Below are 24,525 nucleotides of genomic sequence, written 5' to 3' on the forward strand. Positions count from 1 at the left end.
AAAGTTTGTCATACTTGCCATGCACTACGATCATACCTAATCGAGGCCCGCTATGCCGATATCCCTGCCGTCGCTCGACGTGTTGAAAACCTTCGTGGTGGTGGCGCAACGCCTCAACTTTACCCATGCCGCCCGGCAGCTGCACCTGACGCAGGGGGCGGTCAGCCGGCAAATCCTCGGGCTGGAACAGCGCCTGGGCTATCCGCTGTTCAGCCGCCAGGCGCGCGGTTTGGCGCTGACGCCGCAGGGCGCGCAGCTGTTGGCGCCGGTGCAGCAGGCGCTGGGGCAGTTGGACGAGGCGCTGACGCGGGCCGCCGCCCCGCCGGGGGCGCTGCGCATCAAATGCCCGACCTGCGCCATGCGCTGGGTGCTGCCGCGCATCATTCGCCTGCAGAATGAACGGCCGGACATGCATATTGAGCTGACCGCTTCGGTGTCGCACGGTCTGGATTTCAGCACCGAGCAATTTGACGCCGCGGTGGTATTCGGCCGGCCGCCGGGCAAAAAGCTGAGCGCGCACCTGCTGTTCGACGAAATCCTCACGCCGGTCTGCACGCCGACGTTCCTGCCGCCAACGCCCCGGCTGGCGGACTTGACGGACAAAACCCTGCTGCACCCGACGCGCGATCGGCGCGACTGGCTGCGCTGGCTGAAGGCGGCGGGGGCCGATGCGCTGCCGTCCGGCAAGGCTCAGCATTTCGATACCCTCGATCTGGCGATGAGCGCCGCACTGCAAGGGTTTGGCATCGCCATCGGCGATCTGTGCCTGCTGGAGGAGGATATTCAGGCGCGGCGTATCGTCACGCCGTTCCCGCTCTGCGTCAGCAGCGGCGCGGCCTATTATTTGGTCTATCCTGAACGCGGGGCGCCATCGCCGGCGCTGGCGCAGTTTATCGATTTCCTGACGGCGGAGGCCGCCGACAGCCGCGCCCGGCTGCAGAATTACCTGCCGATAACCTGTAATGCTTTGTAAACATTAACGATGCGAATTACCTTGGCGATGAAACAGAGTGTGGCAAACTGTTTCTTCACTCCGATTAAACTCCGCGGCGTTGGCGGCGGAAACACGCCTGAGATAAAACAAGATGAAATGGCTTTGTGTGGTGAGTATGTTGTCCGGTCTGGCCCTCAGCCCGGCTTTTGCGCAGGAAACGCCGATAACGCAGGGCATGCACGCCCAGCAGCGCGACGCCTTCGTGTCCAATTTGATGAAGCAGATGACGCTGGAAGAGAAGATCGGCCAGCTGCGGCTGATCAGCGTCGGGCCGGATAACCCGAAAGAAGCGATCCGCGAGGGCATCCGCAAAGGGCAGATCGGCGCCATCTTCAATACCGTTACCCGGCCGGATATCCGGGTGATGCAGGATCAGGCGATGCAGCTCAGCCGCCTGAAAATCCCGTTGTTCTTCGCTTATGACGTGGTGCACGGCCAGCGCACCGTGTTCCCGATCAGCCTGGGGCTGGCGGCCAGCTTCGATCTGGAAGCCATCGCGCTCAGCGCCCGGGTGGCGGCGCAGGAGGCCAGCGATGACGGCCTGAACATGACCTTTGCGCCGATGGTCGATATCACCCGCGATCCGCGCTGGGGCCGGGTCTCCGAAGGCTTCGGCGAAGACACCTGGCTGGTGTCGAAAATCGCCAAGGTGATGGTCGATGGTTTCCAGAACGGCGACCCGGCCAAACCCGGTTCGGTGATGGCCAGCGTTAAGCACTTTGCGCTGTACGGCGCCGTCGAAGGCGGCCGCGATTACAACACCGTCGACATGAGCCCGCTGCGCATGCATCAGGACTATCTGCCGCCTTATAAAGCGGCGGTGGATGCCGGCAGCGGCGGGGTGATGGTGTCGCTCAACGCGATCAACGGCGTGCCGGCCACCGCCAACCCGTGGCTGCTGAAAGATCTGCTGCGCGACCAGTGGGGCTTTAAAGGCATCACCATCAGCGACCACGGCGCAATTAAAGAACTGATTAAACACGGCGTGGCCGCCGACGCGCGCGACGCGGTGCGCCTGGCAATCACCTCCGGCGTCGACATGAGCATGAGCGACGAGTTCTACGACAAATACCTGCCGGGCCTGGTGAAAGACGGGCTGGTGGCTGAAAGCGATATCGATCGCGCCTGCCGCGACGTGCTGAACACCAAGTACGACATGGGGTTGTTCACCGATCCGTATGTGCATCTGGGCCCGGCGGGTGCCGATCCGCAGGACACCAACGCCGAAAGCCGCCTGCACCGCGCCGAGGCGCGGGTGGTGGCGCGCAAAACGATGGTGCTGCTGAAGAACGATAAGCAGACGCTGCCGCTGAGCAAACAGGCGACCATCGCGCTGGTCGGGCCGATGGCCGACAGCCAGCGCGACGTGATGGGCAGCTGGTCGGCTGCCGGGGTGGTCAAGCAGTCGGTGACCCTGCGCGAAGGGCTGGAGCGGGCGGTGGGCGACAAGGCGCGCATTCTTTACGCCAAGGGCGCCAACGTCACGCAGGATAAAGGCATTATCGACTACCTGAACGAGTATGAGCCGGCGGTGGCGTTCGATACCCGTTCGCCGCAGCAGATGATCGACGAAGCGGTGCAGGCGGCGAACAAGGCCGACGTGGTGGTGGCGGTGGTGGGGGAATCGCAGGGCATGGCGCATGAGGCCTCCAGCCGCGCCGACATCACGATCCCGCAGAGCCAGCGCGATCTGATCGCCGCGCTGAAAGCCACCGGCAAGCCGCTGGTGCTGGTGCTGATGAACGGCCGGCCGCTGGCGCTGAGTTGGGAGAGCGAGCAGGCGGACGCGATGCTGGAAACCTGGTACAGCGGCACCGAGGGCGGCAACGCGGTGGCGGACGTGCTGTTCGGCGACTACAACCCGTCGGGCAAGCTGCCGATGACCTTCCCGCGCTCGGTCGGCCAGATCCCGATGTACTACAACCACCTGAACACTGGCCGCCCGTTCGGCAAGGAGAATCCGGGCAAGTACACCTCGCGCTACTTCGATTCGCCGAACGGCCCGCTGTATCCGTTCGGTTACGGCCTGAGCTACACCACTTTCAGCCTGTCGGACCTGAAATTGTCCAGCCCGACGATGGCGCGCAACGGCAAGCTAACCGCCAGCGTCACGCTGAAGAATACCGGCAAGTACGACGGCGCCACGGTGGTGCAGCTGTATCTGCAGGACGTGACCGCCTCGGTCAGCCGGCCGGTAAAAGAGCTGCGCAACTTCAAGAAAGTGACGCTGAAGGCCGGCCAGTCGCAGCAGGTTGAGCTGCCTATTAGCGAAGACGATCTGAAGTTCTACAACGCCAGCCTGAAATGGGGGGCGGAGCCGGGCAAATTCAACGTGTTCGTCGGCCTGGACTCCGACAACGTGCAGGCGCAAAGCTTTACGCTGAAGTAACCCTGTCCCCTCGTTCGCCGCGCTGAGCGAGGGGCATCTATTCATTCCCGCTAACGTCATTGGAGCTTGCCTCATGAAACGCTATCTGGACTGCAGCGCCAGCGATCTGGCCGATATCGGCAAAGCCGATCTGCTCTACGCCATCCGCGCCAGCGAAGGGCGCATCTTGGTCAGCGAAACCATCGCGGTCACTCAGCCGCTGCTCAATAACGTCACCAACGCCGAGCTGGCGGCCAGCCAGGGCGCCGACCTGCTGCTGCTGAACCTGTTCGACGTCGACCAGCCGCATATTGCGGGGCTGCCCGCCGACGTGCCGCCGCAGGAGGCGCTGCGCACGCTGCAGCGCCTGACCGGGCGGGTGATCGGGGTGAACCTGGAGGCCGTCGATCCGGCCTTCGCCACCGAACATAACGATTTCTGGCAGATGACGGCGGGGCGTGCCGCCACCGCCGAGAATGCGCGCAAGCTGTATCAACTCGGCGCGCGCATGCTGGTGCTGACCGGCAACCCGAACAACGGCGTCAGCAATCAGGCGATCGCCGCCGCGCTGAAAGCGATCCGTGATGAGGTGGGCGACGAGATGGTGCTGGTGACCGGCAAGATGCACGGGGCAGGTATCGTGCGCGAAAGCGGCAGCCAGCTGATCGGCGAGCAGGACATCGCGCTGTTCGTGGAGAACGGCGCGGACATCGTGCTGTTGCCGGCGCCCGGCACCATTCCCGGCATGTCGCAGGAGAAAGTGGCGGCGCTGATCGCTTATGCGCAGCGGCAGGGCGCGCTGGCAATGACGGCGATCGGCACCTCGCAAGAGGGGGCCGACGTGCAGACCGTGCGGCAGATTGCGCTGATGAGCAAAATGGCCGGGGCGGACCTGCACCATATCGGCGATACCGGCTATCTGGGGCTGGCGCTGCCGGAAAACATCTTCGCTTACAGCGTGGCGATTCGCGGCGTGCGCCACACCTACAGCCGCATGGCGCGCTCGGTGAACCGCTAAGCCCGGGGTTTTTGCGCCGTCACGATGCTGAAATAGCCGAGCGACGGCAGCACTTGAGCAGGCCCGACGTCGCGCAGCTGGTCGCCGATTTCCCTGCCGGAGTATTGGCGGCCCTGCGTCCATCCCATCATCATCAGGCCGTATCCCGCGGCGGCAGACCGAACACGATGCCCGTCAGCGCGCCGGCCAAACGCTGCTGATCAAATCCCAGAAATAACGCGGTGTTTTTAACAAAAAGGGTTCCGCTTCCGGTGTAAGATGAAATGTTTCGCCGTCTCTGGCGATCAATTTCAATGCCAATAGCGCCATGATCAACGTTTCCGCCGGGCGTCTTTCCACATTGGCCTGAGCGCATATATCAGTCATGTTGAGGGGGGCAGAGCAATAAACTCAAAGATGCCCAGGCGATGCGCGATAAGCACCGCTGGATAGAGATATAAATTCATCGTGATATCGAGAAGGGTTTTTCGTCGCATTGCGGCGGCCGGACGGCATGGTTCATGTGAATCCCCTCCCACTAAGGCATGACGCGTCTTAACAGGCTATGCCACGCCGGTGGTTTTGGCAAAGAGGGGCGCACCATTGACCGCAGGCCAACGCTTATTTTGTAAATAATTCCTGGGTGAGATTATTTTTACTATGAATTGAGTGCGGCCAATACCGAACGTGAAAAAATGACAGCGGGCGGAGATTATTACCCCAGCATGCGTTTTTATTTTATTGAGGCTTAACTTAATCACCGCTATTAATACATTAGGGTTGTGTTAATCTAGGCCGCCGTTATACCGTACCGATATTCACACTCTATTTGTGAATGATTAAAAATTAAATAATTCATTATTAAAACGAGTTAACAATGAAAAAAAGCATTCTGACCGGCATGATTGCCGCGACTCTGGGCCTGTTCAACACCGCTAACGCTGAAGGGATGGATCCTGCCGCATTGAAAAACGTCTATGACATCACGCGCAATACCGCCGGGCTGATGTCTTACTGCGTCGATAAAGGCTTCCTGAAAGCCGACAGCATCGACAACGCCAAGAAAATGGTGGCCTACGTGGCGGCTATTCCCGGCGGCGTCGACACCCGCGACGGCGACAAGCGCGAAGCGATGGGCCGCGAAGGCAATGTGCTGAACGACGACGGCAAAGTGGTCGCGTTGGAAAAAGAAGCGCCGCAGGGGCTGCAGGCATGGTGCCAGCAGGCTGACGAAGGGATCCGCCAGGGGCTGACGTCTATCGGTCAGTAAGTCTTCTTCACGCGCCCTTACAGGGCCGATGGGATCCGTCGCCACACCGGCGGATCCGCTTCCAGGATCGCATTCACGCCTCGTTTTACCGCCCGAGTACCCGCATCCGGTTTGATCCCGCTGATTGTTTCGCCATGCACATCGCTATATTATTTGCTATACAACGATAACCAATCGGTCACTGCCATGTTTAACTTTCTCCCGCGCCTGCTGTTGGCGCTTGTTTTGTTTTCCACCGCCGCCCAGGCGGATCGCCAGGTCACCGATCAGCTCAATCGCCAGGTCACGCTGCCCGATCGCATCACCCGCGCGGTGGTGCTGCAACACCAGACGTTGAACCTGTTGGTGCAGCTTGATGCGATGCCTCAGGTGGTCGGCGTGCTCAGCAGTTGGAAAAAGCAGCTGGGGCCAAACTACCTGCGGCTGGCGCCGACGTTGGCAACCCTGCCGATGCCGGGCGATCTGACTTCGGTGAATATCGAGAGCCTGCTAGGCCTGCATCCGCAGGTGGTGTTCGTGGCCAACTATGCGCCGCCGGAGATGATTGCGCAGATCGAACGGGCGGGCATTCCGGTGGTGGCTATCTCGCTGCGCCGCGAGGCGGCCGATCAGGCGGGTAAAATGAATCCGCAGCTGAGCGATGAGGATCGGGCCTATACGCTGGGGCTGCAGGACGGCATTCGCCTGATCGGCGAAGTGATGTCGCGTCAGCCTCAGGCCGAAGCGTTGATTAAGGACGTCATTCAGCAGCGCGCGTTGGTCGCCGAACGGCTGCGCGATCTGCCGGAAAATCAGCGGGTACGGGTGTATATGGCCAACCCCGATCTCACCACCTACGGCGCCGGCAAGTATACCGGGTTGATGATGCGGCACGCCGGTGCGCTCAACGTGGCGGCGAAGGACATTCAGGGGTTTAAACAGGTTTCTATCGAGGATGTCCTGAAGTGGGATCCGGCAGTGATTTTCGTGCAGGAGCGCTACCCGGACGTGGTGAAACAGATCCTGACGTCACCGCAGTGGCAGCCGATCGACGCGGTGAAGAATAAGCGGGTCTACCTGATGCCGGAGTACGCCAAGGCCTGGGGGTATCCGATGCCGGAAGCGATGGCGTTGGGTGAGTTGTGGGTGGCGAAAAAACTTTACCCGCAGCGTTTTGCCGATATCAATCTGCAGCAGCGGGTCGACGCTTACTATCAACGTTATTACCGCGCCACCTGCTGCCAGAGCGGGCAATGAGGCTGGGCTGGCTGGCGTTGTTGACGCTGTGCTGCGCGCTGTTTTCGCTCGGCGTTGGCCGCTTTCAGGTGCCGATGACGCACAGCCTGATGATTTTGCTGGAGCCGTTCACCGGGCAGCATTATGCCGGCATCGATGCCATCCAACGCCAGGTGATCCTGGGTGTGCGCGTGCCGCGAGTGCTGTTGGCGATGGGCGCCGGCGCGGCGCTGGCCCTATGCGGCGCGGCTTTGCAAGGCGTCTTTCGCAACCCGCTGGTCGACCCGCATATCGTCGGCGTGTCGTCCGGCGCGGCCTTTGGCGGCACGCTGGCTATCCTGCTCAGCCTGCCGTTGGCGGCGCTGCTGCTGTCGGCTTTTGTTTTCGGCATGGCGGCGCTGCTGCTGATTTTCACTCTCACCAGCGCCATTGCGCGGCGCAATATTCTCTCTTTGGTACTGGCGGGGGTGATCCTCAGCGGCTTCTTCTCAGCCTGCGTCAGCCTGATGCAATATCTGGCGGATACCGAAGAGAAACTGCCGAGCATCGTGTTTTGGCTGCTCGGCAGCTTTGCCACCGCCGATCGGCAAAAGCTGCTGATGCTGTTTGTGCCTTTGCTGTTGGCCGGCGGCTTGCTGTTGGCGCTGCGCTGGCGCATCAATCTGCTGTCGTTGGGTGATGAGGATGCCGGTGCATTGGGCATTAACGTTGAGCGCACCCGCTGGCTGATTTTGACGCTGTGCGCCGCCATCGTGGCCGCCCAGGTGGCGGTCAGCGGCAGCATCGGTTGGGTCGGCTTGGTGATCCCGCACGTGGCGAGGCGGCTGGTGGGGCCGGATCACCGGCGCCTGTTGCCGGCTTCACTTTGCCTGGGGGCCCTGTACATGCTGGTGATCGACGATTTGGCGCGCACGCTGAGCAGCAGCGAAATCCCGCTGGGCATTCTGACCGCGCTGATTGGCGCGCCGCTGTTCGCGCTGCTGCTGCGCCGCGCGCAAGTGAGAGGCTGGCATGACTGACACCTTATTGGTCGCCAGGGGCGTAAGGTTCGCCTGGCCGGGCGGGGCACCGCTGTTCCAGCATCTGGACATTCAGCTACGGCGCGGCGAAGTGCTGGCGGTATTGGGCCCGAATGGGCGTGGCAAGAGCACGCTGTTGCAGCTGTTGTTAGGCAGCCTGACGCCGCAATCCGGCGAGATTGAGCGCCACGGTGAGATGGGCTTTGTCCCGCAGCACTTTGCGCCGCCGTTCGCCTACCGGGTGCTGGATATCGTATTGATGGGGCGGGCGCGCCATGTCGGCCTGTTTCGTTCACCGTCAGCCGAGGATCATCGGCTGGCGAGAGAAGCGTTGCAGTCGTTGGATTTGCAGCACCTGGCAGAGCGCGAGTTTGGCAGCCTATCCGGCGGTCAACGTCAATTAGTGATGATCGCCCGCGCGTTAGCGATGCGCTGCGAGGTGTTGATCCTGGATGAACCGACTTCGGCGCTGGATCTGCATTATCAGGATCGGGTGTTGAGCCTGATGGCGAGTCTGGCGCGGGAGCAGCAGTTGGCGGTGGTGTTCTCTACGCATCAACCCAATCATGCTCACGCGGTGGCCGATCGGGCTTTGCTGTTGGGCAAGGAAGGGCGCAGCCGGCTCGGTGCCTGCCGCGAGGTGTTAACGGCGCAATCCCTGTCACCCCTGTTCGAGCTGGCGATCGAACGGGTGCCGCTGACGGTGGCGGGCCGCCGCTACGCGACGCTGGTGCCGCTGTATCGCAGCCAACTGGAGCGACATGATGAGTGATATCCTGCTGTTTGCCGCCGGCAGCCTGCGGCTGGCGTTTGCGCCGCTGCTGTCGGCATTTCAGCGGCGCGCCGGGCAAAAAGTCACGGCGGAATTCGGCCCGGCGGGGTTGTTGCGCCAGCGGATAGAGAATGGCAAGCGGCCACAGCTGTTCGCCTCGGCCAACGTGGCGCACCCGCAAAGGTTGGTGGATCTTGGGATAGCGGGGGCGGTGCAGATTTTTGCGCGCAATCGGCTCTGTGTGACGGTACGCAACGTGCCGGCATTAACCGAACGTCCGCTGCCGCAGGTGCTGTTCGATCCCCACTGGCGCCTTGCTACCTCGACACCGGGGGCAGATCCTTCCGGCGATTATGCGCTGCAGCTTTTCGAACGCTGTGAGCAATACTGGCCGGGGCAAGGGGAAGCGTTGCGCCGCCGGGCGCTGCCGTTGGTTGGCGGCAGGGATTCTGCCCCTGTGCCGGCGGGCCGATTGGCAGCGGAATATCTGATCGCCGGCGGGCAGGCGGATATTTTTCTCGGCTACGCCAGCTATGCTCCGGCCTTAGCCGCCTACCCGACGTTGGCGGTGCGGCCGTTGGCGCCGCCGCTGGACATCGAGGCGGATTACGGTTTATGCCTGTTGGATGACGGCGCGCAGCGGTTAGCCGCATTTATCTTGAGCGAACAGGGGCAGGAAATCCTGAGCCGACACGGGTTTATGCGGCGCGCGGAATGACTCGCCGGGCCTGACGGCCCGGAGAATGTTACCAGAACAGCGGGGTGGTGTTTTCAGCCAGAAACGCCAGCAGGGTTTCGTTGACCGCCGTCGGGTTTTCCTTGTTGCTGATATGCCCGGCGTTGGGGATCAGCACATGTTGACAGCCGAGAAGATCCGCCATGCGCTGGCCTTCCGCCGGCGGGCGCGGCTTATCCTGGGCGCCGGTGATGACGATGCTGGCGGCGGTGATGTTTTCCAGCAGCGCCAGCTTGTCGGGGCGGCCGAAGATCATCCGGCCCAGCGGTACGATGCTCTCGCGCAGGCGATCGGCGGGCAGGCTCTGGAGCTGACACAACAGCGATTGCAATAAGGCGTCGGGGACGTCATCGGAATAAAACAGCGACGCGACATGTTCCAGCAGCGGCGAGGTGATGGCGCCGGCTTGCTCCACGGCGGCCAGCATGCCCATATAACGCTGCCGCGCCTCCGGCGTTTCGTCGCCCAGGTAGCTGTCCATCAGCGCCAGCACCTTGACCCGTTCCGGCGCCAGCGCCGCCAGTTCGGCGCCCCACATGCCGCCGACGGACAGGCCGACGATGCCGAACTCTTCAATATCCAAGCGATCCATCAGCGCCAAATGATCGGCGGCGATATCCGACAGGCTGTTTCGCCCGGTCGGCAGCGCCGGTGAGTCGCCGTGGCCCCAGAGATCCGGCACGATCAGGCGGTAGCGTTTCGCCAGCGCTTCAAACTGCGGCGCCCACATGTTCAGATCGAACAGATAGCTGTGGCCCAGCAGCAACGGAAAGCCTGAGCCTACGTCGAGATAATGCAGGGAGTTGCCCATCGTTGGCATCTTATCGGTTCCTTATATAAAGAGAGTCCGGCTGCTTATATCACACTCATATTCTAACTGCGGTATTAATTTACCTTAAATTACTCAGGCAAATCCTTATTTTTAATTGTCCTTGATAACAAGACGTCAATGAAAGGTAATGCTAATGATAATATTCTGGTGACGATAAGCGCCTTGGTTTATGCTGGCGCTCCTTTCAAGATGGAATAGCTAAACAGGGAGTCATGATGAAAAAACTTTTCAGACTATTAATTATTTTGCTTGTCATTTTACTGCTGGCGGCGGTGCTGTGGTGGTTCTTTGGGCGCGGCAATCCGAATGCGCTGTGGCAAATCGTCAGCCAACAGTGCGTGCCCAATCAGCAGCAGAACGACGATCCGGCGCCCTGCTTAAAGGTTGATTTAACACAGGGTTATGTGCTGTTTAAGGACAGCAAAGGCCCCTATCACGATCTGGTGATGCCAACCGAAAAGGTCAGCGGCATCGAGAGCCCGGCATTGCAGACGGAGCACGCGCCGCCTTATTTCGCCCAGGCCTGGAATAACCGCGAACATATATCCGGCGAGCTGGGCAAACCGTTAAAAGATGCGTGGCTTTCGCTGGCGGTCAATTCGAAATATGGCCGTTCTCAAGATCAGCTGCATATTCACGTTGCCTGCCTGCGTCAGGATGTCTATAACGCGCTGGGGCAACAGGCGGAGCAATTAGATCAGCAGTGGCGCCCGCTGGCGGTGAAATTGGTCGGCCACCAATATCTGGCCAGAAAATTGGCGGGCACCGATTTAACCCAGGAAGATCCTTTCCGTTTGCTGCACAACTATGTGGTCGAGCAGGGCGACAGCATCGGCAATTATGGCCTGGCGCTGGCGGTCAGCCCGCAGGGCGAGATGCTGCTGTTGGCCAACCGTTTGAAGTTGACCGATCTGAACCTGGGCTCGGCCGGCGAAATTCAGGACTACCACTGCGCGGTGGCGGGGAACTGAGTTTTTCTTATCGCTCCCCGCGTTGTCGGGGAGCGAATCTGTAAAAATGCGATATATCGCTCTGTATTAACTGGATTTAATTTTATTCTGCGACATCTGCTTGATCCCATCAGAACGTTCGATCTACTATTTGTTTGCACAAGCAAATAAATAGTAGAGAGCAATCCGGTATGTCACAACCACGCAAACTTCCTGCTGCGCTGGGCATCCATCTGGATGTGACCAATCGCCTGTGGCGCACGGCGATGGACCAGTCGGTAAAAATGACCAATCTGACGCGCCCGCACTGGCTGGCGCTGAGTGCGATTGCCGATTTGGGGGATGGCTGCACCCTGAAAGACGTTTCGCAGCATTTGAACGCCGAAGTCTCGACGATGTCGCGTGCGTTGCTGTTTTTGGAAAAAAATCGGCTGATCGCTCGCGATGCCCTGTCTGAGGATAAGCGCGCTAAAGGCGTGAGAATGACCGCGGCCGGGCAGGAGATGCTGGCGCAGTTGGATCACTCCAGCCAACAGGCACGGCAAAAGCTGCTCAACGGCATTTCGGCCGGCGATCTGGAGGCTTTTTACCGCGTATTGTTTGGCATCAAACATAACGCGATAGCGATGCTCGAACAGGAAAATCTATTGCCGGACGAGTTTGCGCTGTTGGCGGAGGAGCGAGCAGGTGCGATGAAGCCGGAAGGTGAAGCGTGAACGGCCGCTGGCGGAGAGCACAACAGCTGTGCGTTATCGCGTTGGGGATCTTCTCCTGCCCGGTCTTCGCCAGCCAGAATGACCAACAGGTCATCGCACGCGGAAAATACCTGGCGATCGCCGCAGATTGCGCGGCTTGTCACCGCGGCAGCGCCCAACAGGACGCCCCCTACGTCGGCGGTTATGCCATCGCTTCGCCGATGGGCAATATCATCGCCAGCAATATCACGCCCGCCAAAGGAACCGGCATTGGCGACTACAGTGAGCCAGAGTTTCGCCGCGCGTTAACGCAGGGCATCCGGCGAGACGGCCAACCCTTGTATCCCGCCATGCCCTATACCGCTTATCGGGGGTTGAGCGATGACGATCTGCACGCGCTGTATCGTTATTTCATGGCCGGCGTCGCCCCGGTCGATCGCGCGGTGCCTGAGACCCAACTGGCGTTCCCTTTTTCCTGGCGTTATGCGATCCACGGCTGGAACTGGCTGTTTCTGAAAAAAACGCCCGTCGATGAAGACGTGAAAAAAGCGCGGGGTCGCTATCTGGTGGATGTTTTGGGGCATTGCTCGGCGTGTCACAGCCCGCGCAACGCGATGATGGCCGAACGCGACGATCGCTATCTGGCGGGCGGGGAGGTCGGCGGTTGGATCGCGCCGAATATCACCTCGGATCCCGTCAGCGGCATCGGCGGCTGGAGCAGGGAAGAGTTGGTGCAGTATTTGCGTACCGGGCGCAATGACAAAGCCCAGGCGGCCGGCGGCATGGCGGAGGCGGTGGAGCACAGCCTGCGTTTCCTGAGCGACGACGATCTCGACGCCATCGCCGACTGGCTTAAACAGACGCCGCCGATCGCCACCGCGCATGGAACGAAAGCGGCGTATGGCTATCAGGGAGGCGGTGAAGGCCGTGCCGCCGGGCAGGCGCTGTATGCCGCTGCCTGCGCCAGTTGCCATCGCCTGGGCGGCGAAGGCGCCTACGACGGCCATTTCCCTTCTTTGACACACAATTCCACCGTAGGCAGCGAGCAGGCCAATAACCTGATCATGGTGATGCTGCATGGCGTGCAGCGCCAGGGAGAGACGCTGCAAACCTGGATGCCGGGATTCGCCGACAGCCTGGATGACCGGCAACTGGCCGAGCTGGGCAATTACGTATTGCAGCAATTCGGCAATCCGGCGGTCAGGATAACGCCGGAGCAAGTGGCTCAGCTGCGGGCTGGCGGTGAGAAACCGTGGTTGATCGCGTCACTGCCTTATGTGTTTTGGGGCGGGGTATTGCTGGCATTGATCGTCATCGGGGCGTGGGTGAAACGTCGGGTGAAGCGTTGAGCGAGGAGAGAGTGGCATGAAGTTCAATCTGAACGGCCAGGCGGTCGAATTTAACGGCGAGCCGGATACGCCGCTGCTGTGGGTGATCCGGGAACATTTTAAGTTAACCGGCACCAAGTTCGGCTGCGGTATCGGCGCCTGCGGCGCCTGTACGGTACATGTCGACGGTAAGGCAGTGCGTTCATGTTGCTATCCGCTGCAATTGGTACGCGATCGGCAGGTGACCACCATCGAAGGATTGTCCACCGATCGCAGTCATCCGGTGCAGCAGGCCTGGATTGCAGAGGATGTGCCGCAGTGCGGCTACTGCCAATCGGGCATGATCATGGCGGTCAGCGCGTTGCTGGCGGAGCACCCGAAGCCGGACGACCGGCAGATAGATACCGGCCTGACCAATCTGTGCCGCTGCGCCACTTATCACCGTATCCGTGCGGCTGTGCACCGCGCCACCGACAAGGGAGAACCCTAAGCATGGCGATCACCCGCAGAACCTTGCTAAAAGGCAGCGCGTTGGCGGTGGCCGCCATGCTGCTGCCGATATCGACGCGCAGCCTGGCGGCCGTGGTTTCGCAGGATGCGGCGCCGCCCGACGGTCAGTATGAATTGAACGATTGGATCTGGATCGATAGCGGCGGCCGCATCGTCATCGGCGTGTCGCAATGTGAGGTCGGGCAGGGGATTTACACCGGCCTGGCCGAAGTGGTGGCGGCGGAAATGGATGCCGATTGGGCGCAGGTGACGGTGAAGTTCGTCACCGGCCGCGATGCCTACCGTCAGGTTGCCGGGGGCGAGGCTTTCGCGCAGTTTGTCGCCGCCTCAACCTCAATGACCAAATTTTATCAGCGTACCCGGCTGGCCGGCGCGCAGGCGAGAGACTTTTTTCTGCGGGCCGGTGCGCGACATCTTGCACTTTCACCGCGGCAGTGCCGTACGGAGAAAGGTTGGGTGATTGAGGAGGACGGGCAGCGTAAGGTCGCCTATGGCGATTTGGTGCGCTATGCCGCCGAGCTGCCGTTGGATCCGCAGCCTGCTTTAAAGAGCGAAGCGCAAGAGCAAGAGAGTTTCATCGGCAAGCCGCTGTTGCGGGTCGATACGCCGGAGAAAGTGGACGGCAGCGCGATTTACGGTATCGATATTGACCTGCCGGAGATGCTGATCGGCGTCCCCTGGATGGTGCCCGATCTCAGCGGAAAGCTGGTCGCCGTGCGTAATGAACGGCAGATCCGGGCCATGCCGGGCGTAGTGGATCTGGTGCTGACCCGGCAGTGGTCGATGAACAACATGGTCGGATTGGATCACGATATGTCGCTCAATACGGTGATCGTGGTGGCGGCGAGCTACTGGCAGGCCAAAAAGGCGGCGGATTTGCTGGAGGTTGACTGGCTGCCGGGCGCTGGACAAGCGCTGTCCGGTAGCGCGATTGCGGCGGAGAATCTGGCGATGCTGGACGGCGATACCTTGGTGCCGGCGGTCAATCGCGGTGAGGCGTCGGCGTTGATCCATGACGCTGAGCAGGGTTCGCGCCTGCATGAGGCGCGTTACAGCGCGCCTTATGTGGCGCATGCCACCCTGGAGCCTTGCAACGCCACCAGCCATTATGAAGAGGGCCGTATCGAAACCTGGGGCCCTTTCCAGGGGCAGGACATGGTGCGCAACGTTCTGGCGAAAATGTTCGGGCTGAAGCCGGCGGATGTGGTGGTGAATACGACCTACCTGGGGGGCAGCTTTGGGCGCAAATATCTGCCGGATGCCGTAATGCATGCTACCGCCGCCTCCCGGGCGGTGGGGAAACCGGTCAAGGTGATCTATCCGCGCGAGATCGACATGCGGCATGAATATTATCGTCCGGCCTGCATCAGCCATTATCGGGCGCTGCTGGATGAAAACGGCTACCCGCAGGCGCTGTGGGCGCGCTATGCCGGGCAGTCGCTATTCTGGCAAATGCGGCGCGAAACGGTACACGAGGCCGGGGGATGGGATGAAAGTATGGTGGAGTGCGTTTACAGCACGCCGTATCGCATCCCTCATCTGAAGGTGGAGGCCGGCATCGTCGAACAGCCGATTTCCCTGAGCTATCTGCGCGGCGTCGGCAGCGTCGCCAGCCTGTTCTTTTTGGAAAGCTTTATCAGCGAACTCAGCCATAAGGCCAAGCGGGACGAGTATCAGTATCGGCGGTATCTGCTGCAGGGCAACCCAGAGGCGTTGCGCGTACTGGAGGCTACCGCGGCGGCGGCGGGTTGGCAGCGCGAACCGTCGCCGGGCGTTTATCGCGGGATGTCGTGCAATATTTGGCTCGGCCGCAATAACGCTTTCACCACTTACGTCGGTTTGGTGGTTGAAATCGCCATTCAGGAAGGGCGGCTGCGGGTGCTCCGCGCGGTATGTGCGATTGACTGCGGCAAGGTGATAAACCCGAACCTGGTGCGCGCCAACGTAGAGGGCGGCATCGGCTTTGCGCTGACCACCTGTCTGCACAGCGAACTGCACTTTGAACGGGGCGGTGTGGTGGAAGGGAATTTCGATCGTTATCCGCTGCTCGCGATCGCCGAAATGCCCAAGGTGGAAGTGGTGGTGCTCGACAGCGCGCGTGCGCCGCAGGGATGCGGAGAAGTGTCGACTGCGGTGGTCGCTCCGGCGATAGCCAGCGCGCTGCATAAGGCCACCGGCAAAACCTATCGTACGATGCCGTTCCCACGCGAGTTCTCCTCGGTGTAACGGCCCGCCGGCGATGGCCAGCCGGCGGCTGCCGCGCGGTCAGAGCTTCTTCAGCAGCGCCAGCAGCTGCGCTTCGCTTTTCTCCGCCAGCCCGTCGATGGCCAGCTTGATGATGTCGGAGCGGGTAATGCGCACGATGCCGCTGCGCGCCGCCTGCACGATCACTTCATCGATGGCTTCAATGTGGCTGTCCGTCAGGCTGACGGAAATCGCCTTATAGGTGCGCTTGCGGCCGGCCGGTTTGGCTTCCGGCGCGGGCGCCGCGACCGGCAGCGTGTGCGAGGTGGCGCTGTTGATGAATTCGTCTTCCGACATGCGGTGGGTGGGGGTGCGCTTCTTCACAGGATCACCTCTTTCACCAGGCATTCAATTTCGCTCTGCGCCTTTTCGTTGTTCGCCTCATGCACGGTGATGGCTTCGCCCCAGGCGTCACGGTAAATCTTGCGGTCGCACAGGCGGTGGCTCACCAGGGTGAACTCCGGATATTCGCTCAGCACCTGCGCCGCTTCGTTGGCTTCATTGATGAAGATGTTGGTCGGGCACATGTTCAGCACGATGTAGCCTTTGACCTTCTCGTTGTATTCCTGCGCGGTGGAGAACATCTCCGACAGATAGCCGATGGTATCGAGATCCATCTGCGAAGGGCGCAGTGGCGAGAGGAACAGATCGGCGGCCAGCAGCCCGGAGCGCAGTTCGGCGCTGTCGCGGCCGGCGGTGTCGACGATCACGTAGTCGTAATGGCGATCCAGTTCCAGCAGCGTTTCCTTGATTTTGCCCGACGCGGCCACCACCGGAATGTGCGGCAGCCCCTCGACGTTCTGACGGTCGTTGTACCAGGTCATGATCGATTTCTGGTCGTCGGCATCGACGATGATCGCCGTCTTGCCTTGCTTAAGAATCAGATACCCGGCGATATTCACCGCTTTCGTCGATTTGCCGACGCCGCCTTTTTGCGAGCCAATCAGAACAATCATGCTGCCATCTCTCAAGTTATTAAGCTGATAACTTATTAAGTTAATGTGCTTATTAGGTTGATAATCAAACAGGTTAACAAGAACAACTCGCGAACAATATGCACCAACTGCGGCGGCTTGCCAAGCCAGTATGTCGTTAACTGCGCAGCTTATTTTGCGCTGGAAGGCCCGGATGGGTAAGTAGGAATTCTCTGGGAAGTGGCGATGCGGAGGCGGGGTTTGTTAATTTAACAGCTTAATAAGTTAGTGGCTCATTAAGCTGTCGGTGGCGTTACTTCTTCATCATCGCCTTCAGGTTGGCGAACGGGTTATGGGTGGCGACGCCGACATCTTTCTGCGCGTCTTCACCGGCCACCACCGTCGAACCGTATTGATCGGCCTCGGTGTATTTCGAGTGTTCATGGTCGTGGCAGTACAGGCACAGCATTTCCCAATTGCTGCCGTCTTCGGGGTTGTTGCTGTGATCGTGATCGATGTGGTGCACCGTCAGTTCGCGCAGGTTGGAATAAACGAACTCGCGCGAGCAGCGCCCGCATACCCAGGGGAACAGTTTCAGCGCTTTTTCGCGGTAGCCGGTTTCCAGCTTCGCATAGTTTTTGGGGATATAGGCCATGGTGGTCGTCCGTCGTGAATCACTATGCGGCAAATAATACCACACTGCGTGCGGCGACAACGTGCGGCTCATCCTGTCGCTAGCGAAATGTCTCCACCGCCCAGTCGATAAACGCCCGCAGCTTGCCGCTGAGGTGGCGATTGGACGGGTACACCACGTACATCTGCTCCGGCGGCGGCTGCCAGTCGTGCAGCAGGCTGACCAGCTCGCCGCGCTCGAGGTGCGGCTGCGCCATAAACCGATAGATCTGGATGATGCCCAATCCGGCCAGGCTCGCCGCCAGCAGCGCGTTGCCTTCGTTAATGCTGACCGGGTAGCGCTGTTGAATGGCGATCTCTTTGCCGCGTTCGACATAGCGTTGCGGATGGATGCGGTCGTTGACCGGATGGCGATAGTGCACCATCGGGAAACTCTGCTCCAGATCGCACGGGTGGCGTGGGGCGCCGTGGCGCGCCAGATAAGCCGGGGTGGCGCAGCTGACCCAATCCAGATCGAACAGACGCCGGGCTATCAGGCTGGAGTCGGCCAACGGGCCGCTGCGGATCACGCAGTCCGCGCTGTCGCTGATCAGATCGATAACGCGATCGCCGATGCTGAGATCGATCTGGATTTGCGGGTAGCGTTCCAAAAAGCCGGGCAGCGCCGGCAACAGCAGCTGGCGGGCGGTGCCGCTGCCGGTATCGATGCGCAGCACGCCCTGCGGAGAATTCTGTGACTCGGTCAGACAGCCCTCCATCTGCTCCAAATCCGCCAGCCATTTCACCGTATTCTGGTAATAGCATTCGCCTTCGCGGGTGACCGACACGCTGCGGGTGGTGCGCTGGAACAGCTTGGTCTGCAGGTGATCCTCCAGATTCTGGATCAGCTTGGTGACCGTCGCTTTCGGCATGCCCAGCGAATCGGCGGCGCGGGTAAAACCGCCGGTTTCCACCACGCGGTTAAATACCCGGATAGCGAGCAAATGATGGTCCATAGGTTCCCAACGTCATGCCCCGGCAGTGGCCGGGGCATGTTTCTGCAGATAGATAATGATTAACACTGTTTAGCGCCAATCGCGCCGGAGCGCAAGCTGAGGCCGAACACCAGCGTGGCGGAGAGGATCAGCGCGCCGCCGAACAGCATGGCGCTGCTGACGCCCTGCCAGTCCACCACCTCGCCGCCCAGCAGTGCGCCGGAGGCCAGCGCGATCTGGATGACGCACACCAGCAGCGCCTGGCCGGCTTCCGGCGCCTGCGGCACCGCGGCGAACATCCAGTTGGTGGCGCAGACCGGCACGGCGCCGAACGCCAGCCCCCAGACCAACACCATCAGCGTGGCGCCGGCGAGGCCGCTGAGCAGCGGCGAAACGATCAGAATGCCCGCCAGCATGGCGGCGATCAGGATAAAGGTGGCGCGCAGGCTGTACTCCCCCAGACGCTCGCCGAGGAAGGTGCCCAGCAGGCCGATGGCGCCATAGGCCAGCAGCTGTAGCGAGATCGCCGATGGGCTGAGCACGAACACCTGTTGCAGCAGAGGGCGCAGATAGGTATAGGCGGCGAAGTGGCCGATGAACAGCAGCACGATGGCGATCAGGCCGATGCGCGCCATCGGCAGGCGCAGCGGCAGCACCAGATCGCGCGGCGTAACCGGCCGGGAAGGCGGTACCGACGTGAGTAAACGCAGCTGCGCCAACAGTACGCCGACCGCCAGAGCCGCACCGCCGAAGAAGGCGGCGCGCCAGCCGAACAGATCGCCGATCAGCGCCCCCGCCGGCACGCCGCACACCGCGCCGACCGAGATGCCGCTGAGGATCAGCGCGGTGGCGCGGCCCTGGCTGGCTTCCGGCACCAGATGGCGGCCGTAGTTGGCGGCGAACGACCAAAAGCCGCCGACGCAGACGCCCAGCAGCACGCGGCCCAACAGCATCATCGGGAAGTTGACCGCCAGCGCCGCCACCAGGTTGGACACCATCAGCAGCAACGACAGTCCCAGCATCAGCAGGCGTCTGTCCAGCCGGCCGGAAGCCAGGCTCAACACCGGTGCGGCCACCGCCGCCACGATGCCGGGCATGGTGACCATCAGCCCGGCGGTGCCGGTGCTGACGCCGAGCGAAGGGGCGATGTTGGTCAGCAGGCCGATCGGCAGAAACTCGGTGGTGACCATGACAAAACAGGCGACCGTCAGCGAGAAGATCGCCGGCCACGGGGATGATGCAGGTTTATCTTTATTATTCAGCATAATGCCGCTCGTCTTGGGTGAATGCGCAGGCCGCGCTCGGGGCGCGGTGTGACCGAAGTCACAATCTACGGCAGGCCGAAGCCGCGGATAAATCCGTTTGCGGTGGTTACACTGTTTCTGAGGGGAAACAATCGCCGGCGGCGAGTGAAAACGCGGCTTGCGCCGCGCTACGGGGGAAAGGAATAAAACGGCATAAGGTTATGACCGAATGCCGCTTGCGTTTAAAGCCCCGGCGCTTTCCACAGCGAGGTGGTCAGGCCGTTATCCACCAGCGTTAGCTGATCGGCGTAAACCTGCCGCCAGGTTTCTTTCTGTTCCTGATACAGCGCATGGTGGGTCATGTCGGGTTGATGCTCGCGCTCCCAGCGCACCAGGCGTTCGCCGGTTTCGGCCAGCGACTCGAACAGCCCGGCGCCGACGCCGGCGGCGATCGCGCAGCCCAGCGCGGTGGCTTCTTTCACCACCGGCACCCGCACCGTCAACCCGGTGACGTCGCTGAGGATCTGGCTCCACAGCTTGCCCTTGGCGCCGCCGCCGGCGAACACCAGCGAGCGCGCCTGCACGCCGGAGAAGGCGGCGATCTGCTCCAGGTTGCAGGCGGAGACGATGGCGGCGTTCTCCTCCAGCGCGCGGAACAGCGTCTGTTTATTGCAGCGCTCCGGGTCGATCGACATATTGATGAACGACGGCGCCGCGTGATACCAGGTTTTGAAATGCATGGCGTCGGAAAAAATCGGCATCACGCCGTAGGCGCCCGGCGGTACCCTGGCCGCCATCTCTTCCAGCAGGCTGTAGGCATCGACCCCCAGCCGCTCCGCCAGCAATTTTTCCTCCGCGCAGAAGGCGTCGCGGAACCAGCGCATGGTCAGGCCGGTAAAGAAGCTGATGGATTCCGCCTGCGCCATGCCGGGAATGACGTGGGGGTTGATGCGGATGTTCATCTCCGGATCGATGGCCGGCTCCGGCAGGTTGACGATCTGCTGCCAGAAGGTGCCGCCGAGCACCGCCGTCTGCCCGGCGCGCACGATGCCAAGCCCCAGGCTGCCGAGCTGCACGTCGCCGCCGCCCATCACCACCGGGGTGCCGCGCAGCAGCCCGCTCTCCTGCGCCGCCTGTTCGGTGACGCGCCCCAGCACGCTGCCGGTCTCTTTCACCGGCGACAGAATATCGGCGCGCAGCCCGGCCATGTCGAGCAGCGCCGGCCGCCAGTCGCGGCTGGTCAGATCCAGCATGCCGGTGGTGCCGGCGTTGGAAGGATCGACCGCCAGCTCGCCGCTGAGCATGTTGGCCAGCCAGTCGCTGATCATGGTCAGCGTCGCCGCCTGGCGGTAGATGTCCGGCCGATGGTGCGCCAGCCATAGCAGGCGCGGCATGGCGCTCAGCGCCAGCGTCTGGCCGGAGTATTGATACACCTCGCGTTCGAAGCCGTGGTTATGCAACTCTTTCAGCTCGCTGACTTCGTGGCTGGCGCGCGCGTCGACGTTGGCGCAGGCCCAGATCGGCACGCCGTTGCGGTCGTACAGAACGATGCCTTCACGCATCGAGCAGCAGGCCACCGCGCGTATCGCCTGCGCCGTCAGCCCGGCGCGCTGCAAGGCCTGGCGAATGCACTGGCAGGCCAGCTGCCAGTTGCGGCTGAGGTCAAACTCCATCGAGCCGGGCACGCCCGGCACCGCCAGGTGTTGCCACTCCGCCTGGCCGTGCGCGATCTGATTGCCCGCCAGATCGAAGATCACCGCGCGAATACTGCCCGTTCCTGCGTCCAGCGCCATCAAGTAGTTATCCATAGCCTATGCTCTCAGGGGGAGGAGTGTTAACTATAGATGCCGCCGCCATACCCCGCCGGGGGAGGAGTGGGCGTCGCCGGTGCGATTTGTGAGCCAGGCGGCAAAATTGCCGTTGCGGCAGGGCAATCGACGGGAATAAACCTATGGTTGGAAAGCGCCATGCTACGGCGCGCCGTTCAAACAAGGAGCTGTCATGCACGTCACATTGGTTGAGATCAACGTTAAACAAGACAAAATCGACGAATTTATCGATGTTTTCCGCGCCAATCACCTGGGTGCAATCGAAGAGCCGGGCAACCTGCGCTTCGACGTGCTGCAGGACGAACAGATTCCGACGCGGTTTTACATCTACGAAGCCTATCGCGACGAGCAGGCGGTGGCGGCGCACAAGCAGACCCCGCACTACCTGCAGTGCGTGGAGAAGCTGGAAGCGCTGATGACCGGCCCGCGCAAGAAGACCACCTTTATCGGCCTGATGCCGGAATAATCGCCGGCGTTTGCCGGTGTCCATGCGCCCGGTTTGGTTGTAACCTGCAAGCTAAAGCGAATTTTCAATGGGATAAGCGGGGCGAGGATGACATTGCGCGATCGGCTGTTGGCGCTGTTGGTGGTGGTGATCTGGGGCGTGAATTTCGTCGTGATTAAGTTTGGTTTACAGGGCATGCCGCCGTTTCTGCTGGCCGGGATGCGTTTTTTGCTGGTGGCGTTGCCGGCGATCTTCTTTATCCCGCGCCCGACGATCCCGTGGAAATGGCTGCTGCTGTACGGCATGACCATGAGCTTCGCGCAGTTTGCCTTCCTGTTTGTCGCCATCAAGGTGGGCATGCCGGCGGGGCTGGCTTCGCTGGTGTTGCAGGCGCAGGTGTTCTTCACCCTGCTGTTGGGTGTCGTGCTGATGGGCGAAAAGTTGCGCGTCAACCATTTCGTCGGCATCGCTATCGCCAGCGGCGGCATGCTGGTGCTGGCGCAGGCCAGCCTGCATAAGCCGGGCAGCGGCGCGGTCCCCCTGGCGGGCCTGCTGCTGACGCTGGCGGCGGCGTTTTCCTGGGCGCTGGGCAACCTGACCAACAAGAAGATCCTGGCCGGTTTCCCGCAGCGCAACATTTTGTCGCTGGTGGTGTGGAGCGCGCCGATCCCGGTCGTGCCGTTCCTGGCCTGCAGCTGGTTGTTCGACGGCCCTCAGGCGGTGCTGAGCAGCCTGGGCCATGTGCAGGTCGGCACCTGGCTGGCGGTTGCCTACTTGGCGTTTGCCGCCACGCTGTTCGGTTATTCGGTGTGGGGCAGCCTGCTGGGGCGCTATGAAACCTGGCGCGTTGCGCCGCTGACGCTGCTGGTGCCGCTGGTCGGGCTGTTCGCCGCCTGGCTGCTGCTGGATGAAGCGCTGTCGCCGGCGCAGTTCGGCGGCGCATTGCTGGTGCTGGGCGGCATGGCGGTCAACACCTTCGGGCTGCCGCGCCGCCGGGCGGCGATCGCGCGTTAAACCGAACAGGGCAATTCTGTTCAATACCTTGTCGACGGCGGTCGGCATTCTGGCGCCTGTGAATACTTTCTCAGGTGACCATCATGAATATCTACTTTTCCATGGCCGCGTTTGCGCTGGCGGCCTCCATCACCCCCGGCCCGGTCAACATCGTCGCATTGAGTGCCGGGGCGCAATTCGGCTTTGGCGCGGCCCAGCGCCACGTGTTCGGCGCCACGCTGGGGTTTACCCTGTTGCTGGTGCTGCTGGGATTGGGCATGCACCAGCTGCTGATCCTGTGGCCGGCGCTGACCCGCTTGATTCAGTGGGCCGGCGTGGCTTTCCTGCTGTTTATGGCCTATCGGTTGGCGTTTGACGACGGCAGGTTGGGCAGTGGCGCGGCGCGGGCGCCTTCCTGCCGCTACGGCGCGCTGATGCAATGGCTGAACCCCAAGGCGTGGCTGGCGTCGGTGGCCAGCCTCGGCGCCTTTGTCGGCGACGGCGACATCCGGCTGCTGTGGCAGTTCGCCGGGCTCTACTTCGTGATTTGCTATGCCTCGGTGGCCTGCTGGGCCTATGTCGGCGCGATGCTGCGCGGCCTGCTCAGGCAGGCGCGCAACGTGCGGCGTTTCAACCGCGCAATGGCGGCGTTGCTGGCGACCAGCGCCTGCTATCTGCTGGCGGAGGGTTTTTGATACTGGCCGGGCGTGGCGGCCAGCAGCTGTTTGAAGGTGCGCTGGAAGTGCGCCTGATCGGCAAAGCCGCTTTCGCTGGCGGCCGCGGCGATCGGCAGGCCGCTTTTCAACAGCCGATGGCCGTACTGCACGCGGCGGTTGACCAGATAGGCGTGCGGCGTCATGCCGTAACGCTGGCGGAAGGCGCGGATCAGGTAAGAAGGGGACAGCGCGGCGGCGCGGCAAATGTCGTCCAGCGTCAGCGGCCGGGTGCAGTGCGCGTCGATAAACGCCGCCGCCGCTGCCAGCCGGGTATGCGGCGGTGTCTCCGGTTGGCGGACATCGCCCAGCCCGAGCTGCAGGGCGCTGAAATACTCCACCATGGCGATCTGTTTTTCCAGCGCGCTGCACAGCGGATCCGTCAGCAGCGCATAAAGCCGGTTCAGGCCGTGGAACAGCGCCGGATCGCGGCTCAGCGGCTGGCTGAACGGAACAAAACGGTCGCCGTCGCCGCCGAGCAGCTCCTGCTGCAGCGCGCCGAGCCAGGCGAGATCGAGATAGAACATGATGTACGACCAACGCCGATCGGCGATGGGGTTGCAGGCATGCGCCTGCTGCGGGTTGATGACAACCAAATCGCCGGCGCTGACCTGCATGCGCCGCTCGCCGTTGACATAGGTGCTGACGCCGCCGGTGATGGCGCCGATGGAAAAGAATTCGTGGCTGTGCAGGCTGTAGCACACCTGGCGGCCATCCGCGATGGCGCGGGCTTCGACGAACGGCAACTGCGGATCGCGCCAGAACTGCGGCGTTTTTTCACTCATACGCTTTCCTTTTCACTGCGGCGGCATCACAGTGTTATAGCCTGAAAGCGACGAGAGGGGGAATG

At 61.7% G+C, this 24,525-nt stretch carries 26 protein-coding genes; 16 read left to right on the plus strand and 10 right to left on the minus strand.

Going from position 1 to position 24,525, the window contains the following annotated elements; translation table 11 throughout:
* The first annotated feature begins 52 nt into the window (after nucleotides 1–52).
* The 3 genes from SSARUM2_RS06675 (at nucleotide 53) to SSARUM2_RS06685 (ending at nucleotide 4,380) form a co-directional block, all read left to right on the plus strand.
* A complete protein-coding gene (locus SSARUM2_RS06675) occupies nucleotides 53–973 on the plus strand; it encodes a LysR substrate-binding domain-containing protein (protein ID WP_033653469.1) in 921 nt (306 codons plus the stop codon).
* A gap of 112 nt (nucleotides 974–1,085) precedes the next feature.
* The gene (gene bglX / locus SSARUM2_RS06680) at nucleotides 1,086–3,383 is read left to right on the plus strand and encodes a beta-glucosidase BglX (RefSeq protein ID WP_060438972.1); all 2,298 of its coding nucleotides are present in this window, start codon (nucleotides 1,086–1,088) and stop codon (nucleotides 3,381–3,383) included.
* Between the two features lie 73 nt (nucleotides 3,384–3,456).
* Nucleotides 3,457–4,380, plus strand: a complete 924-nt coding sequence (locus SSARUM2_RS06685) for a PEP phosphonomutase (protein WP_041033990.1) — start codon at nucleotides 3,457–3,459, stop codon at nucleotides 4,378–4,380.
* Here SSARUM2_RS06685 and SSARUM2_RS06690 read toward each other — a convergent pair.
* A complete protein-coding gene (locus SSARUM2_RS06690; RefSeq protein WP_223182132.1) occupies nucleotides 4,377–4,514 on the minus strand; it encodes a hypothetical protein in 138 nt (45 codons plus the stop codon). The two genes, SSARUM2_RS06685 and SSARUM2_RS06690, sit on opposite strands and share 4 nt — an antisense overlap.
* On the minus strand, nucleotides 4,514–4,735 hold the full coding sequence (locus SSARUM2_RS06695; protein ID WP_225369049.1) for a hypothetical protein: 222 nt from the start codon (nucleotides 4,733–4,735) through the stop codon (nucleotides 4,514–4,516). Before SSARUM2_RS06695 ends, SSARUM2_RS06690 begins: the two co-directional genes overlap by 1 nt.
* A 501-nt stretch (nucleotides 4,736–5,236) precedes the next feature.
* Between SSARUM2_RS06695 and SSARUM2_RS06700 the strand changes: the two genes are divergently transcribed.
* From SSARUM2_RS06700 to SSARUM2_RS06720, 5 genes are all read left to right on the plus strand, one after another.
* Nucleotides 5,237–5,629, plus strand: a complete 393-nt coding sequence (locus SSARUM2_RS06700; protein ID WP_038879962.1) for a hypothetical protein — start codon at nucleotides 5,237–5,239, stop codon at nucleotides 5,627–5,629.
* Nucleotides 5,630–5,815: 186 nt separating this feature from the next.
* Entirely contained in the window at nucleotides 5,816–6,865 is a 1,050-nt protein-coding gene (locus SSARUM2_RS06705; RefSeq protein ID WP_060418323.1) for an ABC transporter substrate-binding protein, read from the plus strand.
* Nucleotides 6,862–7,863: an iron ABC transporter permease gene (locus SSARUM2_RS06710; RefSeq protein WP_047568744.1), complete on the plus strand. Its 1,002-nt coding sequence runs from the start codon at nucleotides 6,862–6,864 to the stop codon at nucleotides 7,861–7,863. The genes SSARUM2_RS06705 and SSARUM2_RS06710 overlap by 4 nt, the downstream gene beginning before the upstream one ends.
* Entirely contained in the window at nucleotides 7,856–8,635 is a 780-nt protein-coding gene (locus tag SSARUM2_RS06715; RefSeq protein ID WP_060438971.1) for an ABC transporter ATP-binding protein, read from the plus strand. Before SSARUM2_RS06710 ends, SSARUM2_RS06715 begins: the two co-directional genes overlap by 8 nt.
* The gene (locus SSARUM2_RS06720; protein WP_080432619.1) at nucleotides 8,628–9,353 is read left to right on the plus strand and encodes a substrate-binding domain-containing protein; all 726 of its coding nucleotides are present in this window, start codon (nucleotides 8,628–8,630) and stop codon (nucleotides 9,351–9,353) included. The genes SSARUM2_RS06715 and SSARUM2_RS06720 overlap by 8 nt, the downstream gene beginning before the upstream one ends.
* Nucleotides 9,354–9,381: 28 nt before the next feature.
* On the opposite strand, the gene SSARUM2_RS06725 is transcribed toward SSARUM2_RS06720, so the two are convergent.
* The gene (locus SSARUM2_RS06725; RefSeq protein WP_077791438.1) at nucleotides 9,382–10,182 is read right to left on the minus strand and encodes an alpha/beta fold hydrolase; all 801 of its coding nucleotides are present in this window, start codon (nucleotides 10,180–10,182) and stop codon (nucleotides 9,382–9,384) included.
* A gap of 236 nt (nucleotides 10,183–10,418) precedes the next feature.
* On the opposite strand from SSARUM2_RS06725, the gene SSARUM2_RS06730 reads away from it, so the two are divergent.
* The 5 genes from SSARUM2_RS06730 to SSARUM2_RS06750 all read left to right on the plus strand — a co-directional run bounded on the left by SSARUM2_RS06730 (nucleotide 10,419) and on the right by SSARUM2_RS06750 (nucleotide 15,912).
* A complete protein-coding gene (locus tag SSARUM2_RS06730; RefSeq protein ID WP_047568735.1) occupies nucleotides 10,419–11,174 on the plus strand; it encodes a CDP-diacylglycerol diphosphatase in 756 nt (251 codons plus the stop codon).
* A 170-nt stretch (nucleotides 11,175–11,344) separates the two neighbouring features.
* Nucleotides 11,345–11,869 (plus strand): MarR family transcriptional regulator, encoded by a 525-nt coding sequence (locus SSARUM2_RS06735; RefSeq protein ID WP_049212833.1) that lies wholly within the window; start codon nucleotides 11,345–11,347, stop codon nucleotides 11,867–11,869.
* Entirely contained in the window at nucleotides 11,866–13,197 is a 1,332-nt protein-coding gene (locus SSARUM2_RS06740; protein WP_080437559.1) for a cytochrome c, read from the plus strand. The genes SSARUM2_RS06735 and SSARUM2_RS06740 overlap by 4 nt, the downstream gene beginning before the upstream one ends.
* Nucleotides 13,198–13,213: 16 nt before the next feature.
* Nucleotides 13,214–13,666, plus strand: a complete 453-nt coding sequence (locus SSARUM2_RS06745) for a (2Fe-2S)-binding protein (RefSeq protein ID WP_060438970.1) — start codon at nucleotides 13,214–13,216, stop codon at nucleotides 13,664–13,666.
* Nucleotides 13,667–13,668: 2 nt separating this feature from the next.
* Nucleotides 13,669–15,912, plus strand: coding sequence for a molybdopterin cofactor-binding domain-containing protein (locus tag SSARUM2_RS06750; protein WP_060438969.1), 2,244 nt, complete (start codon nucleotides 13,669–13,671; stop codon nucleotides 15,910–15,912).
* Between the two features lie 39 nt (nucleotides 15,913–15,951).
* Here the strand turns inward: SSARUM2_RS06750 and SSARUM2_RS06755 are convergent, their stop codons facing one another.
* The 6 genes from SSARUM2_RS06755 to lsrK form a co-directional block, all read right to left on the minus strand.
* Nucleotides 15,952–16,254 (minus strand): hypothetical protein, encoded by a 303-nt coding sequence (locus SSARUM2_RS06755; protein WP_033637563.1) that lies wholly within the window; start codon nucleotides 16,252–16,254, stop codon nucleotides 15,952–15,954.
* Nucleotides 16,251–16,886, minus strand: a complete 636-nt coding sequence (locus SSARUM2_RS06760; protein ID WP_033637564.1) for an AAA family ATPase — start codon at nucleotides 16,884–16,886, stop codon at nucleotides 16,251–16,253. The genes SSARUM2_RS06755 and SSARUM2_RS06760 overlap by 4 nt, the downstream gene beginning before the upstream one ends.
* Before the next feature lie 271 nt (nucleotides 16,887–17,157).
* Nucleotides 17,158–17,499, minus strand: coding sequence for an HNH nuclease YajD (gene yajD / locus SSARUM2_RS06765; RefSeq protein WP_016928619.1), 342 nt, complete (start codon nucleotides 17,497–17,499; stop codon nucleotides 17,158–17,160).
* Nucleotides 17,500–17,578: 79 nt separating this feature from the next.
* Nucleotides 17,579–18,472 carry a LysR family transcriptional regulator gene (locus SSARUM2_RS06770; protein ID WP_060438968.1) on the minus strand — a complete coding sequence of 298 codons (894 nt, stop codon included), beginning with the start codon at nucleotides 18,470–18,472 and terminating at the stop codon, nucleotides 17,579–17,581.
* A 59-nt stretch (nucleotides 18,473–18,531) separates the two neighbouring features.
* Nucleotides 18,532–19,716, minus strand: coding sequence for an MFS transporter (locus tag SSARUM2_RS06775; protein ID WP_033647027.1), 1,185 nt, complete (start codon nucleotides 19,714–19,716; stop codon nucleotides 18,532–18,534).
* Nucleotides 19,717–19,937: 221 nt separating this feature from the next.
* Nucleotides 19,938–21,503, minus strand: coding sequence for an autoinducer-2 kinase (gene lsrK / locus SSARUM2_RS06780; RefSeq protein ID WP_033637567.1), 1,566 nt, complete (start codon nucleotides 21,501–21,503; stop codon nucleotides 19,938–19,940).
* 193 nt (nucleotides 21,504–21,696) lie between these two features.
* On the opposite strand from lsrK, the gene lsrG reads away from it, so the two are divergent.
* The 3 genes from lsrG (at nucleotide 21,697) to SSARUM2_RS06795 (ending at nucleotide 23,657) form a co-directional block, all read left to right on the plus strand.
* Nucleotides 21,697–21,990: a (4S)-4-hydroxy-5-phosphonooxypentane-2,3-dione isomerase gene (lsrG, locus tag SSARUM2_RS06785; protein WP_004939559.1), complete on the plus strand. Its 294-nt coding sequence runs from the start codon at nucleotides 21,697–21,699 to the stop codon at nucleotides 21,988–21,990.
* An 87-nt stretch (nucleotides 21,991–22,077) separates the two neighbouring features.
* On the plus strand, nucleotides 22,078–22,983 hold the full coding sequence (locus SSARUM2_RS06790) for an EamA family transporter (protein ID WP_033647025.1): 906 nt from the start codon (nucleotides 22,078–22,080) through the stop codon (nucleotides 22,981–22,983).
* An 83-nt stretch (nucleotides 22,984–23,066) separates the two neighbouring features.
* Complete coding sequence (locus SSARUM2_RS06795; protein WP_049233815.1) at nucleotides 23,067–23,657, plus strand: LysE family translocator; 591 nt, start codon at nucleotides 23,067–23,069, stop codon at nucleotides 23,655–23,657.
* Here SSARUM2_RS06795 and SSARUM2_RS06800 read toward each other — a convergent pair.
* Entirely contained in the window at nucleotides 23,633–24,460 is an 828-nt protein-coding gene (locus SSARUM2_RS06800) for an AraC family transcriptional regulator (protein ID WP_049195102.1), read from the minus strand. The genes SSARUM2_RS06795 and SSARUM2_RS06800 overlap by 25 nt on opposite strands.
* Nucleotides 24,461–24,525: the final 65 nt, after the last annotated feature.

It is taken from the genome of Serratia sp. K-E0102 (assembly GCF_029962625.1).
In the GTDB taxonomy this organism is placed as follows: Bacteria; Pseudomonadota; Gammaproteobacteria; order Enterobacterales; family Enterobacteriaceae; genus Serratia; species Serratia sarumanii.